16 protein-coding genes and 3 pseudogenes are annotated in these 16489 nt (G+C 67.6%); 13 read left to right on the top strand and 6 right to left on the bottom strand.

The genetic code is table 11. From position 1 onward, the window contains the following. Positions 1-89: 89 nt before the first annotated feature. Positions 90-629, top strand: coding sequence for a YbjN domain-containing protein (locus OP79_RS22190; protein WP_033322112.1), 540 nt, complete (start codon positions 90-92; stop codon positions 627-629). Positions 630-886: 257 nt separating this feature from the next. Next, complete coding sequence (locus OP79_RS22195; protein ID WP_063741966.1) at positions 887-1186, top strand: hypothetical protein; 300 nt, start codon at positions 887-889, stop codon at positions 1184-1186. 240 nt (positions 1187-1426) lie between these two features. Here OP79_RS22195 and OP79_RS22200 read toward each other — a convergent pair whose 3' ends face one another. Then, positions 1427-2617: a pyridoxal phosphate-dependent aminotransferase gene (locus OP79_RS22200; RefSeq protein WP_033322114.1), complete on the bottom strand. Its 1191-nt coding sequence runs from the start codon at positions 2615-2617 to the stop codon at positions 1427-1429. 245 nt (positions 2618-2862) lie between these two features. On the opposite strand from OP79_RS22200, the gene OP79_RS58565 reads away from it, so the two are divergent. Together OP79_RS58565 and OP79_RS22210 are read left to right on the top strand one after the other, a co-directional pair. After that, positions 2863-3926 (top strand): IS630 family transposase gene (locus OP79_RS58565; RefSeq protein ID WP_425428590.1). Its coding sequence is split into 2 segments (ribosomal slippage): positions 2863-3310 and positions 3310-3926, totalling 1065 coding nucleotides; the frame shifts between segments, so codons are not numbered across the junction. 75 nt (positions 3927-4001) lie between these two features. Next, on the top strand, positions 4002-4364 hold the full coding sequence (locus OP79_RS22210; protein ID WP_033322118.1) for a hypothetical protein: 363 nt from the start codon (positions 4002-4004) through the stop codon (positions 4362-4364). A 362-nt stretch (positions 4365-4726) separates the two neighbouring features. On the opposite strand, the gene OP79_RS22215 is transcribed toward OP79_RS22210, so the two are convergent. The 4 genes from OP79_RS22215 to OP79_RS51980 form a co-directional block, all read right to left on the bottom strand. Then, positions 4727-5152, bottom strand: coding sequence for a DUF3592 domain-containing protein (locus tag OP79_RS22215; protein WP_033322120.1), 426 nt, complete (start codon positions 5150-5152; stop codon positions 4727-4729). A gap of 37 nt (positions 5153-5189) precedes the next feature. Beyond that, complete coding sequence (locus OP79_RS22220) at positions 5190-5621, bottom strand: DUF3592 domain-containing protein (protein WP_157857340.1); 432 nt, start codon at positions 5619-5621, stop codon at positions 5190-5192. A 474-nt stretch (positions 5622-6095) separates the two neighbouring features. Next, the gene (locus OP79_RS22225) at positions 6096-6590 is read right to left on the bottom strand and encodes a hypothetical protein (RefSeq protein WP_245685407.1); all 495 of its coding nucleotides are present in this window, start codon (positions 6588-6590) and stop codon (positions 6096-6098) included. Between the two features lie 214 nt (positions 6591-6804). Further along, a complete protein-coding gene (locus OP79_RS51980; protein WP_078491936.1) occupies positions 6805-7299 on the bottom strand; it encodes a lactococcin 972 family bacteriocin in 495 nt (164 codons plus the stop codon). Between the two features lie 168 nt (positions 7300-7467). Between OP79_RS51980 and OP79_RS57090 the strand changes: the two are divergent. The 3 genes and pseudogenes from OP79_RS57090 to OP79_RS22235 form a co-directional block, all read left to right on the top strand. Further along, positions 7468-7659 (top strand): annotated as a pseudogene (locus OP79_RS57090) (hypothetical protein); the annotation flags it as partial. Between the two features lie 138 nt (positions 7660-7797). Continuing rightward, positions 7798-9006, top strand: coding sequence for an FtsK/SpoIIIE domain-containing protein (locus OP79_RS22230; protein WP_157857342.1), 1209 nt, complete (start codon positions 7798-7800; stop codon positions 9004-9006). Then, entirely contained in the window at positions 9003-9317 is a 315-nt protein-coding gene (locus OP79_RS22235; RefSeq protein WP_245685408.1) for a MarR family transcriptional regulator, read from the top strand. The genes OP79_RS22230 and OP79_RS22235 overlap by 4 nt, the downstream gene beginning before the upstream one ends. A 52-nt stretch (positions 9318-9369) precedes the next feature. Here OP79_RS22235 and OP79_RS49795 read toward each other — a convergent pair whose 3' ends face one another. Further along, positions 9370-9900, bottom strand: coding sequence for an META domain-containing protein (locus tag OP79_RS49795; RefSeq protein WP_078491938.1), 531 nt, complete (start codon positions 9898-9900; stop codon positions 9370-9372). A gap of 254 nt (positions 9901-10154) precedes the next feature. Here OP79_RS49795 and OP79_RS22245 point away from each other — a divergent pair. From OP79_RS22245 to OP79_RS22270, 6 genes and pseudogenes are all read left to right on the top strand, one after another. Further along, a pseudogene (locus OP79_RS22245) lies at positions 10155-10802 on the top strand (bifunctional DNA primase/polymerase); the annotation flags it as partial. A 2-nt stretch (positions 10803-10804) separates the two neighbouring features. Further along, positions 10805-11413 (top strand): annotated as a pseudogene (locus OP79_RS22250) (ATP-binding protein); the annotation flags it as partial. Positions 11414-11712: 299 nt separating this feature from the next. Then, positions 11713-11952, top strand: coding sequence for a helix-turn-helix domain-containing protein (locus OP79_RS22255; protein WP_033322128.1), 240 nt, complete (start codon positions 11713-11715; stop codon positions 11950-11952). Positions 11953-12031: 79 nt separating this feature from the next. Then, the gene (locus OP79_RS22260; RefSeq protein ID WP_033322130.1) at positions 12032-13294 is read left to right on the top strand and encodes a tyrosine-type recombinase/integrase; all 1263 of its coding nucleotides are present in this window, start codon (positions 12032-12034) and stop codon (positions 13292-13294) included. A gap of 893 nt (positions 13295-14187) precedes the next feature. Continuing rightward, positions 14188-14706 (top strand): DUF2617 family protein, encoded by a 519-nt coding sequence (locus tag OP79_RS22265; RefSeq protein WP_033322133.1) that lies wholly within the window; start codon positions 14188-14190, stop codon positions 14704-14706. 170 nt (positions 14707-14876) lie between these two features. Then, complete coding sequence (locus tag OP79_RS22270; protein ID WP_033322447.1) at positions 14877-16484, top strand: polyamine aminopropyltransferase; 1608 nt, start codon at positions 14877-14879, stop codon at positions 16482-16484. Positions 16485-16489: the final 5 nt, after the last annotated feature.

The following is a 16489-nucleotide window of genomic DNA, read 5'->3' on the forward strand; positions in this document are numbered from 1 at the left end:
GGTCACGGCCCAAGAGAGAGAGGGTGGGCTGTGTACGTCTGGTCTCAGCTATGGCCGGACGAGCCAGACGAGCACAGGAGTGTCCAAGTATGTCCATCGACCCGTCCTCGATTCCGAACTTCGGGGGCCAGCCCGAACCAGAGCCGCAGAGCGGCGGACCGGCGGGCCCCGTCGTCCCGGATCAGGACCTCGTGAAGCAGCTCCTGGACCAGATGGAGCTGAAGTACGTCGTCGACGACGAGGGTGACCTCGCTGCGCCGTGGGAGCAGTTCCGTACGTACTTCATGTTCCGTGGCGAGGGAGACCAGCAGGTCTTCTCGGTGCGGACGTTCTACGACCGCCCGCACAAGATCGACGAGAAGCCCCAGCTCCTCGAGTCGATCGACGACTGGAACCGGCGCACGCTGTGGCCCAAGCTCTACAGCCACACGCACGACGACGGCACCGTCCGCCTCATCGGCGAGGCGCAGATGCTGATCGGTACCGGTGTCAGCCTGGAGCACTTCGTGTCCTCGACGGTCAGCTGGGTGCGGGCCGCCATCGAGTTCGACAAGTGGCTTGTCGAGCAGCTCGGCCTTGAGCAGGAGGTCAACGACGCCGAGAAGCCTGACGACGGCGACGAGGAGTAGTTCCCGCGGTAATCCTCGCGTTTTCCAGGGCTTCGGCCCCGTACGCGAACGAGAGCCCGGTCAGGGTCGCGACCAGTAGCGTCGCGTGCCCCGGCCGGGCTCTCGCCGTTCGTCGCGCGGGGCGGGCCCTGGGCGCCGACCACGTCATCGGCAAGTTCGCGCTCGCCCTGCCCGCCCCCTGACCTGAGTATTCCGGCCGCAGCGACTGAGTATGTTGCCCGGTACCCCGGATCCCGGGCGGCTGGTGCACTGTCGTCATGACCACGGACACCACGCGCCCGCGCCCCATCCGAAACGTCACCGCCACGGTCACCGCCACCGGTTCGGCCCTCTCGGTGGTGCTGGTCCCGCTGGTGGTCGGGGCCTTGGTGGCGCGGACGGTCGGGGGCGACCCGATGGTGTCGGTCAACGCCCTGATCGCGGGCGGCGGGCAGCGGGCCAGACTGTCCCGGAGCCAGTTGCGCGGCTACCGCGGCCGGGCGCTCGCGGCGGCGCGGGGTCGGTCGGCCCGGTGGTCGAGCAGGAGGACCGGCGGGGAAACCTCCATCGGGTCATGAGCACCGGCCCGCCGGGTGCCAGGGGGCCTGTTCGCCAGGGTGGCAGTGCACCCGAGCCGTCGTCGAACCAACCAGGACGGGAGCAGCCACAGCTCCCCGTGAATCCAGTCGCCCCACCCGGTCGTGCAACTCCGCGTCAACAGTCGTGCCCGTCCACATCCATCGCGCCACTGGGTGCGCGGCGGCTCGGAGCAACCGTGTTCGTGTGGCCGGTACCTTTGCGGGTACGCCTGTCGGCTGTTATGCGGTCGGCGTCTTGAGCCGGGAGGCCGCCTCTTCCAGCACCGTTGTCCGCTTGCAGAAGGCGAACCGTACGAAGGGCGCGCCCTGTTCGCGGTGGTCGTAGAAGACGGCGTTGGGGATCGCCACCACCCCGCAGCGTTCCGGCAGCGCGCGGCAGAAGGCGAAGCCGTCGCTCTCGCCGAGGGGCCGGATGTCGGTGGTGATGAAGTACGTGCCGGCCGGGCGGAAGACCTTGAAGCCCGCCTGCTCCAGGCCGCCCGCGAGCAGGTCCCGCTTGGCGCGCATGTCCGCACGGAACTCCTCGAAGTACGCTTCGGGCAGGCGCAGGGCCTCGGCCACGGCGTACTGGAAGGGCCCGGAGGCGACGTACGTCAGGAACTGCTTGGCCGAGCGGACGGCCGAGACGAGTTCCCGGGTCGCCGTAACCCAGCCGACCTTCCAGCCGGTGAAGGAGAAGCTCTTCCCGGCCGACCCGATGGTGACCGTGCGGTCGCGCATGCCCGGCAGTGTGGCGAGCGGGATGTGTTCGGCCTTGTCGAAGACCAGGTGTTCGTAGACCTCGTCGGTGACCACGAGCAGGTCGCGTTCGACGGCGAGTGCCGCGATCGCGGTGAGTTCGTCGCGGGTGAGGACCGTGCCGGTGGGGTTGTGCGGGGTGTTGATCAGGAGCAGGCGGGTGCGGTCGGTGACCGCGTCGCGCAGCTCGTCGAGGTCCAGGCGGAACGAACCCTCGCTCGGGCGCAGCGTCACGGGGACGCGAGTGCCGCCCGCCATCGCGATGCAGGCCGCGTACGAGTCGTAGTACGGCTCGAGCGCGATCACCTCGTCGCCGGGCTCCAGCAGGGCGAGCAGCGCGGCCGCGATCGCCTCCGTCGCGCCCGCCGTGACGAGGACCTCGGTGTCGGGGTCGTACATGAGCCCGTACCGGCGCTCCTGATGAGCGGCGATCGCCGTGCGCAGCTCGGGGATGCCGGGGCCCGGCGGGTACTGGTTGCCGCGGCCGTCGCGCAGCGCCCGTACGGCCGCCTCGCGGACCTCTTCGGGGCCGTCGGTGTCGGGAAAGCCCTGGCCGAGGTTGATGGAGCCGGTGCTCAGGGCCAGGGCCGACATCTCGGCGAAGATCGTCGTCCCGAACTCGGCGAGACGGCGGTTGAGGAGCGGGCGCGCGGTGGAGGTCATGGCGGTCATCCTGCGCGCAACCTCTGGACTTCCTCAACTTACCTTCGGGGATGAGCACCTGTGCCGGTGACCGGGGCACCGTCTCTGAGCAGGGGGAGGGCTGTCATCGACTGTCGTCATCTGTCGTCGTTGGCCACCCTCGGACGGCCCACAGACGGCCCGGCGAAGGGCCCGCTGAGCTGCTACTGAACCTGAACGAGTGATGTCGGGGCGTTCGGCCGATCCCGGACTCCGGGTCCGGTACTGCTGGGGCTGTGAGGTATGCGCAAGGTGGGGGCTTCACCGACGCGGAGAGGGCTGCTCGCGAGCAAGTGCGTCTGGATGCGGTGGTCCGGTTCGAGACTGGGCAGACGACCAGAGCCATCGCGACCGCGCTCAGAGTGTCGGAACGGTCGGTGGAACGGTGGCGACGTCAGTGGCGTGAGGGCGGTGCACCTGGTGTCGCCTCGAAAGGATCGCCTGGCCGCTCCCGGCTATCCGACGGCCAAATTTCCAGATTGGAACGGGAGTTGGAGCGCGGTCCACTCGCGCATGGCTGGGCTGATCAGCGGTGGACTTTGGCCCGTGTGAAGACCTTGATCGGTCGGATGTTCCACGTCTCCTACACCGTGGAGGGCACGTGGCGATTGTTGAAGCGGCACGGCTGGTCGTGGCAGCAGCCAGCACGGCGAGCGATCGAGCGCGACGACGACGCGGTGGACCTCTGGAAGAAGGAGGTCTGGCCGCGGGTAAAAGCACCGCGGCGGCCTGCGACGGATGGATCGTCTTCGAGGACGAGGCCGGTCAGTCGCTGACGCCGCCGCGGGCCAGGACCTGGGGCCGCAGGGGCTGCACCCCGGTGGTCCGCGTACGCGGCCGAGGCTCAGGCCGGGTATCGATAGCGGGCATGACCTGCTACAAGCTCGGCGAGCGGTCCCGGCTCTTCTACTCCGTCCGCGAGTACACCGGATGCAAGAACCAACCCAAAGGCTTCGGCTGGCGCGACTTCCGCGACCTGCTGATCCGTGCACGCACCCAGCTCGGCGGCCCGATCGTCCTTGTCTGGGACAACGTCCGCTTGCACCTGACCAAGCCCCTGCGGGAGTTCATCGAAGCGAACGCAGACTGGCTCACGGTCTTCCAGCTGCCCACCTACGCGCCTGACCCGAACCCGCAAGAAGGTATCTGGTCGCTGGTCAAGCGAGACATCGGCAACCTCGCCGCCGCTGACCTCGGCCAGATCACCCGCGCCGTGAAGCGCAAGCTCAAGATGTTGCAGTACCGACCGGAGGTCATCGACGGCTGCCTCGCCGGCACCGACCTGGCCCTGGACGCGTGAACACACCGGCCGGCCGAACGGCGATAGGCCAGGCACGGTCGGAGCTAAAAGCCCCTGCTCAGATACGGTGACGGGATGACGGGGAGCCTGCCTGCCGACGTAGCCGACGTGCTTGCGGCAGTCCTGAACACGGACAATCCGGTTCATGCCGCGCTCCGGCGGCAGGTTCCGCACCTCAGCGTGCGAGCTCGCTGCACATGCGGGTGCGGTACCGCCTACTTCGAACTCGACACCAGCGAGGTCGAGCCCGCGCCCACCGGCCCCGGCACTGTCGTGGCGGCCGAAGCGCAGCTCGTCACCGAGGCCGGTGAATGCCCCGGCGAGGTCCTGGCCTTCACGCAGGGCGGCTACTTGTCGTGGCTAGAAGTCTGTTCATGGAGCGACGACATCGAGGTGACACTGGCCGCCGCGCGTCACTGGCTGCAGCCACGCTCTTGATCCCGGACGGCCAGCGCCCAGCGGTTTCCGATCTGCACGACACCACGATCCGACCGACATCACGAATTCAAGTTCAGTAGCGGCTTGTCGCTTGTCGCGTTGCAGGTCAGGCCGTGTTTCGCGGTCCCCGCTCTGTGTCTACGTCTTGTCGCGCGACAAGGGGCAAGCGACAAGACAAGGGCGTCGGCGTGCGCTCGCGCGATACCGGTCCGTATCGGCAGGACGAAGAACAAGATGGACCGTCCTTCGGGCGCCGACGCTCGGCGGAGCTCCCGCACACGGGCGGCTACTGGGTAGTGGGGTTTCCAGTAGAAGCACCCCAGTAGAGGTCATCTGAGCGCCTTTGGGCTGCGTAACAACCCTCAGACCATGATCAGCAGCAAGATTCCCGCTACGAACATCGCCAGACCGCCATACCCGAGGACGAACACGAGGATCCTCTCGGCGCGATAGTCGATGTCCTTCAGGAATCCAGTCTTTGCACGCTGCGGCTTTCTTCTGTCGTATACCACTGGGACCACCATGCCGGGGCTCGGCAGATCCCTCTGGACCTCGCGGAACTCGGCCTGCGACTCACCTGCGAGCAGGAGAACCTCGTAGCGGACGCGGTATCTTCCGCCGCCGTAGTAATCGTGCGTCGTGGAGACCGCCTCGCCCTCGACTCCATGCCGCACCAGATTCCGCAGACGGTGATATGTAAGGAATGTAGTGGATTGAATAATCATGGCAGCGAAGCCGGCCATCACAAGGAGGCCTGCGACAACGAAGCCGACGGTCGAATTTTCCACGGCACCCCACCCATTCTGACAACCAGGCTGTTCCATGTCAGAGAGTAGCGAGTATGAGCACCCATCCCACGGAGATCAGGACAAGTCCGATACCCCAGTGCGACTTCACCCCTCCCCACTCTTCGGACGGATCGACGTCCGCGAGTCTTCCCGTCTTGGCCCGACTCGGCTTCCTGCGGTCGTACACCACCGGCACGACCGTCCCCACCGGCCCCTGTGGCTCCGGCCCGATCTCGATGAACCGGGGCGGTCTCTGCTGGGGTGGGGCTCCGGGCAGAAGGACGTCGTAGTAGACGCGATGTCCACTGCTGATCCATTCCTGAAGCGTGGACACCGCCTTGCCTTCGACGCCACGGCGTTTCAGATTCCGCAACTTCAGGAAAATGAAAAGACCCCCCAAATTCAGAACGCAAGCCACAATCCCAAGACCAACCAGAATAACCCCGGCCATGGCCAAGAATGGACGCATCACGTCTCTCTATTCTCGTATGTGTGCGCAAACTGCTGCCCGCCCTGGCATCACGTGCCGGGGCGGGCAGCAGCGTTAGCTGGCATGAGTCGGTTCGAACCCGAGACCTACGCATTACGAGTTGTCCGATCTTGATCCCGGGGTGTCCATGGGCGTCCCCGGAAAGGCTCGCATGGCTGGTCGGAGGACCTTCCGGACTTCGCCGGAAACCAGCGGACCACCCCGGAACGAGCGGTGATTGAGACCACGACTGAGACCGCGACCTCTTCGTCCCGAAGCAACTTCGGTATGGGTTCTGCCTTGGGAGGGCGTGCCCTTCACCTGCGCTGGTGGTCCGCAGATTTCCGAACTCGTCCGCCGTTGTTCGTCGGCGTTGTCACGCAGTTAGACACGCACCCGGGGCCCTGCCATGGCTGCGCCCCGGCAAGCTGTCATCAAGTCCACTCGAACTGACATGAACAGGATCACGAGACACTAGCCAACGCCCACCCCGGCGGAACGAATACGGCGAGACCTCCGCCAACCCCAGACCGTGTGGCCCACCAGAGCGATCGCAACGGCAACAGCCGTGAACCGAACGGTGGTCCAGGTACCCAGAACAACCTGACTCGGCCCGCGCGACTCCGTCTCCAGACGCATGGAAGTCTCGTAAAAAGCCACCAGGGGAACAAGCAGCCGGAAGAACAGGCCGCCGATGCCCGGCGCCTGTGCGAGGTTCCCCAGGAGCCCAAGGGGTGCTCCGAAGAAGAATGCCAGCACACCCCAGAGGGCAATTCCAGATGATCCCGCACCTGAGGAATCCAGTCCACCCAGGGAGGCCAGGTTTCCCTTAGTCAGGTAGTAGGTCACGACACCGATAGTCAGCCCCAGAGGCGCGAGAACAACCGATTCGATTTTGGACCGGCGGAAATAACCCACCAGAAACGCGTAACAGGCCCACGGCCACCCACCGGTGAAAACGGCGCCCACGGCCGCACCTGGACGGCCGCCCCAATGCTCAACGGTAGGCCCTATCAGGCCAAGCAACAAGCCAATCCCGAGTGGCACCGCAAACGATGCGGCCCGAGCACCCCATAAGTCCACTCTCTCCCCTTCCGGCCTAATGCGGCATTACTCCGGGCCCGTGTGCGCCCGGAGTAATGCCCCACCCGAGGGAGATCAACCCTCATCACGGCGGACACATTTATGCATTACTGTAAAATGCATGGCAGGTCCATGCCGCACCTTGTGTTGAGCTGGCGTAGGAGGTCTCCCCCTTCGCCACCCAGCCACTTGAATGGTCGACGTTCCGGACCCTGACCGTTGACTTGTGCTTCACATCCGCGATGTAGTTCGAGTAGCATCTCTTTCCAGCTGACACCAGCTCGTACCCATAGCACCACTTGCCATGAGTCACATTCTTGCAGGTATTCGCTTTCAGCTGAACGGCCGAATCGTTGATTTCTAGCTTTACCACGCCCCACTCGGAGGGGTTACCCAGCTCCGCTGGCGGGTTGACGCCGTCACCCCTCTTGTGGATGACGGGCTGCCCAGGTACGAGGCCGTCGCTGGCCTCAACTGCGGAATTGCCGGTACCGGTTCCGCTCTGAGGGTCGGCCGCCGCCGGGGCGACTAAGCTGGAAACCACAAGCGCGGCGCCCGACACGGCGAACAGTATTGACTTTCCAAGCTTTTTCACGTTACTCCTTCTCCGCTCCCCGCTATCGGGGGTTCGGAGAGATCTTCTACGAGGGCGCTATGGCGGTCAAGACTTGGCCGATTTACGGCCCCGGCACGGCCTGAAACCGTTGTCCGGGCGGTGGTATTCACGGGCGGGGCCATAACGCGCGGCCACGGCACGCGTCTTGTCGGGGCCCATAACACCCCCGCCGTCCTGGCCACCGTCCGCGACCTGATCCGTGATGCTCTCAAGCTGGCCGGGCACGTCAACATCGCCTCCGCCCGACGCGCCCACACCGACCGACACCCAGCACAACAGCTGGCACCGTCGTCGCTGGCGAACTCTGTGCAGTCTCTGCCGCTCTTGCTGGATATGTGAGTAGAACATTCGTGAAGTCGCAGGAAACTGCTGCCGAGCATCTGCGCGCTTATTTCGATCAGCCGCTTGAGTTATCCCGCTATCTGGCTGCTGAACGACTGATTGCTGACGCACGTCTCGAAACAGAGCAGCGGCACGGTGCCGAGCGGCCTGGCCACGTGGCTGATGTCGGAAGCCGCCCACGCGCTCACGCTGTGGCCGGCGCCCGTGTCCGCCGGGCTGATCGGCCTGAACATCGCGGGTCTGTGGCTGGGACGTCGTCAGCCGTCGGTGCGCCTCGAGGACGGGATGACCGCGGAGGAACGGCGCCTGGCCTCCCGCTTGGATCCGTCGTTCTGGGTGCCCAACGCCGACCCGCGCGGGCTGTCGGGCACCGTGCCCACCCCGGCCAGGCTCACCCCGGCTGGACTCATCTCGCACGTGCGGCTCGACGGCCGGTGGACGCCGAAGACGTTCCGTGCGAAGGCGGACGAGATCCGGGCCCTGCTCGGGGCGCGGTCCGACCTGCGCATGGAGATCACCTCCGGCAGTCACGGCGACCGTGCCACGATCACGCTGCGGACCCGCAGCGCGGCCGACGGCATCGACCTGACCGGCTGGACGCCGGGCGACCCGTGGGGCGTCGACACGGTCACGGGCGAGCCGGTCATGGTCCCGCTGGGCCGCCGGATGCTGATTGCGGGCACGTCCGGGTCGGGCAAGTCCTGGTCGACCCGCGCGCTGCTCGCTGAGGCGTCCGAGGCGCCGGATCACCGCCTGGTGGTCATCGATCCGAAGCGGGTGGAGGCGATCAACTGGGAACACCGCGCCCGCACCGCGATCACGATTGATGAGGTGCTGGAGGTCACCGACGAGCTGGTCGCCGAGATGCACGAGCGGCTCGCCCTGATCCCGCGCGGCCGGGACACCATTGAGATCTGCGAAGAGCGGCCCCGGATCACGGTGTTCGTGGACGAGGGAGCCGAAGTCATCACCTTGGCCCGCAAGAAGCGGGCCAAGGGCGGTGACGGCGAGCCGGGCGATCCCGACTGGTCGCAGATCATGGAGAACCTGGGCACCCTGGCCCGCATGGCACGCGCGGCCGAGATCATCCTGATCTGGGCCACGCAGAAGCCCACGATGGACGCCAAGGGCGGCATCGACCCGCAGATCAGCGCGCAGATCACCTACCGGGCCGCACTCGCGCTGTCCACCTCGGGGAATCCCGCGTGGTCTTCGGAGAGGACGCCACCGAGAAGGGCTGGCACGCACACGAACTGCCCATGCCCGGCGTGGCGATGCTGCGCTCCGGGCCGAAAGCCAGGCCCCACCCGATCAGCACCCGCGCGTTCTCCCCCGCCGACGTGATCGCCCTCCCCGAGCGGCCCACCTGGCACCGCGGGCCTTCCCGGCCGTCCGGGAAAACCCTCCGCCTGGTCACGGAGCCGGCCACCCCGACGCCCGCCACGGCATCCGCGCCCGCAGCGGCCGGTGTGGAGACGAACCGGGACCGGGTGCTGCGTGCCGTCCACGACGGCGCCCGCACCCTGCGGGACATCACCGACCGGACCGGAATCAACAAGGGCACCGTGTCCCGCGAGATCAAGACCCTCACCGTCGCGGGAGCCCTCCGCAAGACCGACGACGGCATGCTCCTGCCCGGCCGGGAAGCGGCCTGAGCACCGCCGCTGCCTGACCTAAGTCAGGGGGTCGATCGTCCACCGGTGCCTGTCAGGGGCGGGCCGTCTCCTCGCTCCCCTCGCCGAGGGTGATGCTGTCGCCCTTACTGCTGGTCAGCCTGAGGGTCTTGGTGCCGTCGCGCTCCTCGACCACGGCCTTGAGCGTGCCCCTGAAGACGCTGATGAACCGCTCCTCGAACTCCTGGACCGGACCAGGGCAGCCCATCATCGTCGAAGCGAGGTCGGAGACCTGCACGGTGTCGCCGTTGATCTCAACGTCGGCACCGAAGCTGTTACAGCCCACAGTGCCGCCGGACTCCCCTCCGCCAACGTCCGGCTCGGCGGCGCCGGGCTTGAACGTCACATGGGCCTCGTCGACCCGGAACTGGTCGCCCTTGGGGAGGACATAGTCCTTGCCGTCCACGGTCACCCTCTGCGGCACCCAGCGGATGTCGGCGATGTCCGTGGCGCTCCCGTCTCCGACCGAGCTGTTCCCTCTATCGGACACCGTGCCGCAGGCGGCCAGCACCGCTGTGCCAGCCAGAGCCGCGGCGGCGTACTTCGCTCTTGTTGTCCGCTTCATGACTCTTCGACGCACGAGGCGGGCGGTGGGTTCGGTGCTGTTACCAGTCCATTGTCCAGTCCCTCGTGTGGAGGCTTGCGGTCAGCCCATCAGCGGCAGCAGTGGGGCGAGATCGGCACGTCCCCCACGCGCGCTCACCCGCACCCCCGACGGACAACTCACCACCGCGCGCGGCGACGACGAGACCGCCGCCTGACCGGCCCGACCAACGACAACGGCGGCCCCCCTTCCGCCAAGAACCGGGGCCGCCGCCAATCCACCTGCCCTCAGCAGACCTGTGGAGGTCTCCCGGGAAGGTGCCGTTCGGCAACTGCCGCCGCTGCGCCAACAACGCCTGTGGCGGCCGGCCGAACATGAAGACCCCGGGGCCGTGCGCCTGCCCCGGGCCCTGCCACGCGTGGGCCGCAGCGACCACCGATCCGCACGTCATCAACTCCGGTCCCTGGCGCCGCGCATGGCTGCGAGCCGAAGCGGTCGCCTATCACCCGGGCGGGGCGGGGCTGACGGTCGTGGACCTGGACAACGCCGACGCGATCGCGTGGGCCCGCGAGAACCTGCCGACCACGCAGGTCGTGCCCACCACCCGGGGCGAGCACTGGCTCTACCTCGGTGTGATGCAGTCTGCCAACGCGGTTCGGCCTGGCGTGGACGTCAAGTCGACCATGGCTTACGCCCGCTGGCTCGGGTTCGGCACCGGCACCATGACCGCACTGCCGGATGCCGTGCGCGCGCTGGTCGTGAAGGAACCCTCCACGGTCCGACCGGCGCCACATTCCCTCACCGTGCCCGCACGGGCTGGCGAAGGGGAGTGCCGTCACCGCACGCCTGCGTACCTGGACCGTGGCATCGCCATGGCCGAACAGCGCATCACCGAAGCCCGCAGCGCGGTGCACGCCACCGTCTAATCGACGTCGGCGTCATCCGCCCCGACCTGGCAGAACGGCTCCTGCCGCTGCGGTTGGAGCGCCCCAAAGTCCGGCGCACCGAAGCGGAGCTGTGGGCCGAGTACGCGGAGGTGCTGCCGGTCGTTCTCGGGTCCCTCCTGGATCTCACGGTGAAGGTCCGCGGGGCGGAGGCGGAGACACCGACTGATCTGCGGATGGCGGACTTTGCCCACCTGTGCGCGCAACTCGATGCCGCAACCGGACTCGGGGCGCTCCCCGCATACCGGGCCAGTCTGGACGACCTGAACGACGACGTGATTGAGGGCGATCTGCTCGCGCAGACCGTCCTCAGGCACGCCGACACGATCGCCCCGGGCGCGGACCAGCGGATGACGTCTACGGAGTGGCTGCACCTCCTCAGCACCCTCTACAGCGATGACGGGCTGCGATCCCTACCCAAGGGGTGGCCGACCACGGGCAAAGTCCTCTCCGACCGGCTCAAGCGCCTCCAACCGACCCTGGCCGCCCGTGGCGTCCTCATCGATTCGGGGCGCACCAGCGCGGGCCGATACCTCGAATTGACCCGCCTGGCCGCTCCGTCCCCGCACAAGCAGACCCGGTTGCTCTGACCTGCGACCACGACCGCCCGGACAAGCAAGAAGAGCACCAGCGGCTAAGCGTGCTCCTCTTGCTGTTCGGCGCAACGCGCCGCCCCAAGGTCGCGCCGCGCAGCGGCTCCTTCTTCACGCTGTAAGGCGCGCACTACAACAGACGCCACCCCCTCTTTTGTCCTAAGAGAGAAGACGCTGCGTCATCCTGCGTCATTTGCGTCACCCGATGACGCAGGCCATGCCGCACCGATGACGCAATGACGCAGAAATCCGCACCTCGGACAGACGCGGCCATGCCCTCCCCGCTTGGAGTCCTTATGGCAACGCCGACAGACCCCGACCTCCGCGCCACTCTCCGGGGCGGCCTCCCGGACCGGTACCTCACGCCCGACGACATCGCCGAGATGTTCGAGGTGCCCATAGAGACCGTCTACCAGTGGCGCAGGAAGCGCACTGGACCACCCGGCTTCCGCATCGGCAAGCACGTTCGCTATGACCCCGCCGACGTGCGCGCTTACGTCACCCAACGCAAGAACGCCGACCAAGACGCCGCCTGACCGAACACCCACCAGAGACAGCAGGGAGAGTCGTTATTCAGCGGCTCTCCCTGCTGCATGTCGAGAGGACCGCCGCCGCATGGCAGGCCACATCCAAGACCGCTGGTACAGGACCGAGAGCAACTCCGACGGCAAGGCTGTCCGCGTCAAGACCGACCGCCACGGGACCGGCCTGCGCTACCGCGCGCGGTACGTCGGCCCCGACGGTACCGAGAAGTCCAAGAGCTTCCCCGACGGACAGAAGCGCTTCGCCGAGAAGTGGCTCAGCGCCATCGAGACGGACATGACGCGGGGTCAGTACACCGATCCCAAGGCCGTGCGGATCACGTTCCGGACGTACGCCGAGAAATGGTTGGACAGCAAGACTTCCAGCCCGATGACCCGGAAGGAACTCGGCCGGCGCCTGCGGCTGCACGTCTACCCGGTGCTCGGCTCACGGCCGATCGGGACGTTCCGGCCCGAGCACATCAGGGAGCTTGTAGCCGCGCTGGAAGCGAAGCCCGGCGTGAGCCCTGCCTACGCCCGGAACATCTTCGCGGACGTTCAGTCGGTCCTGTCTGCTGCTGTCGATGACTCGCTGCTGTCGCGCAACCCGTGTGGTGCTAGGACCGTGCGGCGACCCAAGGTTGACTCGCCCCCAGTAATCCCATGGGTGCCCGCCCAGGTGTTCGCCGTTCGAGCGGCGCTCTTGGAGCGGTACCAGGCGATGGTCGATATCGGCGCCGGATGCGGGCTGCGTCAGGGCGAGGTGTTCGGGCTTGCAGAGGATGCCATCGACGCCGACGGGCGCACGCTCCATGTCGTACGACAGATCAAGCACGTTGAAGGGCACCTCGTGTTCGCTCTCCCCAAGGGTGGCAAGAGGCGAGACGTGCCGCTGCCCAACTCCGTGGCGGAAGCCCTCCGGGCACATATGGACGCCTTCAAGCCCACAGAGATCACGTTGCCATGGGACGTGCTCGAGGGGCCGAAGGTGTCCGTTCGGCTGATCTTCACGGCTGAGCAAGGGGACATGGTGTGGCGGAGCAACTTCAACCGCCAGCAGTGGAAGCCCGCTCTTGCTGTCGCGGGCCTCATCGCGGAGGCGGACGATGACGGCAAGTACGAGTCGGCGCGCGAGCACGGGATGCACGCTCTGCGGCACTTCTACGCTTCCGCGTTGTTGGACGCGGGCGAGAACATCAAGGCCGTCAGCGAGTACATGGGGCATGCTGACCCGGCAATGACGCTGCGGGTGTACGCCCACCTGATGCCCGACAGTCGCGAGCGTGCCCGGCGTGCCATCGACTCGGTGTTTCAGCATCTCTCACAGGAAGATCACGGCCCACAGACGGCCCAGTGAGGCACGGACGGCCCCTGAACTGCCTTTCTGCGCAGTTCAGGGGCCGTCGCCCCAAGAGAACCCTCTGAGCTTCCTCAACTCTGCTTTGAGCTCCGGCGGCCGGGGGCATCTCCCTCTCACGCAAGAAGGAAGCCAGAAAGAAGCAAGCAGGAACAGCAAGGAAGCAGACAGAAACACAGACAGGAACACAAGCGAGAAGCAATGGCCCACGGGGGGTCGCTTCGGGGGAACGAAAGGAGGGTGACGCCATGAATATCGGCATCATCCTGGCGGTGGTCGGTGCAGTGGTCGTCATCGGTGTTCTGGTCGCCGCGACGAGCGACAGCAGGAGGGCGCGCTCACGTTCGCGCAGCGGCAGCTGGTGGGCCTCGGGCAGGGGTGGTCACCACGGGGGCGGCGGTTCGTCGTGCAGCGGCGGCTCGTCCTGCGGAGGCGGGTCGTCCTGTGGGGGCGGCGGGGGAGGATGCGGCGGCGGAGGCAGCTGACACGGGGCAGCTGGTCCGCCGGGGAACCGCATCCGGACCGTCCGGCACCAGGAGGCGTCCGCCGGAAAGTGTGACACTTGCTGCGAAAGTGTCACACTTTCCGGCGGGCGCTTCGTCGTTGGGGTATCTGCCGCTGGGCGCTTGGCAGTTGGGGCGCTCACGGCGCACTCGGTCGTCGGGGGCGCACTCCCTGATGGAACAAGTGAGCTGGGGAGCCCTCGGAGGGATGGAAATCGCATGAAGATGGGTAAAAAGGCTGTGGCGGACGCGCCGTTCATGATTCCCTCTTAATCCCCCACGCAGACCCCGAAGCATCCTTCTGACCAGGCAGACCGGGCGATTTCCCGGAGCCGGCCAGGATGCGACGGGCCCCCCACTCATCCTTTGCGTGCCAGCGGGAGCCGATCCATGCTCACCACCCTCCACACTGCCTACACCGACACGCGCGCAGCCGACCTGGCCTGGGCCCTGGGACGCGAGCCGCTCCCCGCGCTCGCCACTCTCGACCTCGAACTGTCCGGCGCGAAGCTCCAGTTGAGACTGCTCGGCGCATCCCACCAGGTACTCCTGGACGAGCGGCGGGGCACCTGTTCGGAGACCGTCGCCTGCATCCCGGGCAGCAGCACCCCACTGCCGCTCGGCGTCGCCAAACGCGTCGGCGAGTGGGAGTACGAGTTTGCAGCCCGCGTAGAAACGTTGTCACGCGGCTCATTCGCGGGGCGCGCACAGGAGCTCCTCGCGCTGGTCTCCGACCACCCCCACGGCCTGGCAGGCGTCTTCCCCGGCAGCCCCCACGCGTTCACAGCCATGCTCGCCCAACGCCACGAGGGCCAGGTCCACTGGCGCACCTGGCACGCATATCCGCAGGACGGCCAACTGGTGGCGACAAGGACGAGAGTTGGAGTAAGGGTCACGGCTCCGGTATAAGCGCCGGGGCGGGGAGCGCCCCCAAGGGGCGCGGGGAACTGCGCGAGCAACCCACCACAAACCCGCAGCCGAAAACGAAACCCGCGGAAGCGCAAGGCACGCGCACACCCAATAAGTTCCACACGTGTGAGTGACGCACCCCGCCGGAGGCGTGACGTACCGTGACCTGGGTGATCGACCCGCACGCCCCGGCCACGCCCGGAGCACCGCCCCGGGGCGCAGGTCCGGGAGGCACCTGCCCGGGACTGCCAGTCAAGGCAGCCACGGGCAGGTGCCTCGTACTCGCAGGCGTCTTCGTCTGCGCGGCCTGCGGACTCGTCTACGAACTCGAACTCGTCGCCCTCGCCTCGTACTTGATGGGCGACTCCGTCACCCAGGCCTCCGTCGTGCTCTCCGTGATGGTCTTCGCGATGGGCATCGGCTCGCTCGTGGCCAAACGTCTGTGCTGCCGCGCCGCGGCCGGCTTCGGCGCGGTCGAGGCGCTGCTCGCGCTGGTCGGCGGGTGCAGTGCGATGGCCCTGTACGCCGCCTTCGCCTGGACCGGCGACTGGGGCGGCGTGTGGGAGGGCGGCTCCCGCTATCTGCTCGTCGCCTTCTCCCTGGTGATCGGACTGCTCATCGGCGTCGAAGTGCCCCTGCTGATGGAGCTGATCCAGCGGATCAGGCGGCAGGACGCGGGCGGCGCGGTCGCCGACCTGTTCGCCGCGGACTACGTGGGCGCGCTGGTCGGCGGACTCGCTTTCCCCTTCCTGCTCCTGCCCCTGCTCGGCCAGTTGACCGGGGCGCTGATCACCGGAACCGTCAACGTGATCGTGGGCGGCGCCCTCGTACTCGGCCTGTTCCGGCAGGACCTGACCCGCCGCGGGCGCCGGCTGCTCGTCGTCGCCAATGTCGTCGTCCTCGGGCTGCTCGCCTCGGCCGCCGTCCACGTCGACGACTTCGAACGGGCGGCGCGGCAGGCGGTGTACGGCCACGACGTACGGGTGGCGCTGCAGACGGACGTACAAGAGGTCGTCCTCACCGGCGGCTCGGACGGGCGTCCGCTCAGCCTGTTCTTCGACGGGCGGCTGCGGGTCAGCGGGCGGGACGAACGGCGCTATCACGAGGCGTTGGTGCACCCGGCGATGCGCAGCGGGCCGCACGCGCGCGTGCTCGTCCTCGGCGGCGGGGACGGGCTCGCGGTACGCGAAGTGCTGCGGCACCCGGGCGTACGACGGGTCGATGTGGCCGAACTCGACGCGGACGTCGTGCGGTTGGCGCGCACCGACCCGGCGCTGTCCGCGCTGAACCAGGACGCGTACGGGGATCCGCGGGTGCGCGTCGTCAACACCGACGCCTTCGTGCGGCTGCGTCAGACGCGGGACACGTACGACGTCGTGATCTCGGATCTGCCGGATCCGGGGATCACGGCCAGTACGAAGCTGTACTCGCAGGAGTTCTACGGGCTCGCGCGGCGGGTTCTCGCCGAGCGCGGGCGGCTCGTCGTGCACGCGGGACCTGTCGCGTCCCGGCCGCGGGTGTTCTGGACGGTCGACGCGACGGTGCGGGCGGCGGGGCTGCGGACCGTGCCGTACCGGGTGGGCGGCCGCGACTCCGGCTTCGCGGCCGGGCCCGACCGTACGAGTGGCCCGGCGGGGGCGCCGGACGACTGGGGCTTCGTTCTCGCGGCCCGTACGACACCCGTGCTGTCCCTCCCCGGAGCGGCGCGCGCGGCGGAACGCACCCGGCTGCCGGGCCTGCCGCCGTCGACGCTGATGCATCCGCGGTACGCCGGCTGAACCGA

Source organism: Streptomyces yerevanensis (assembly GCF_000716805.1).
GTDB classification, from domain to species: Bacteria; Actinomycetota; Actinomycetes; order Streptomycetales; family Streptomycetaceae; genus Streptomyces; species Streptomyces flaveus.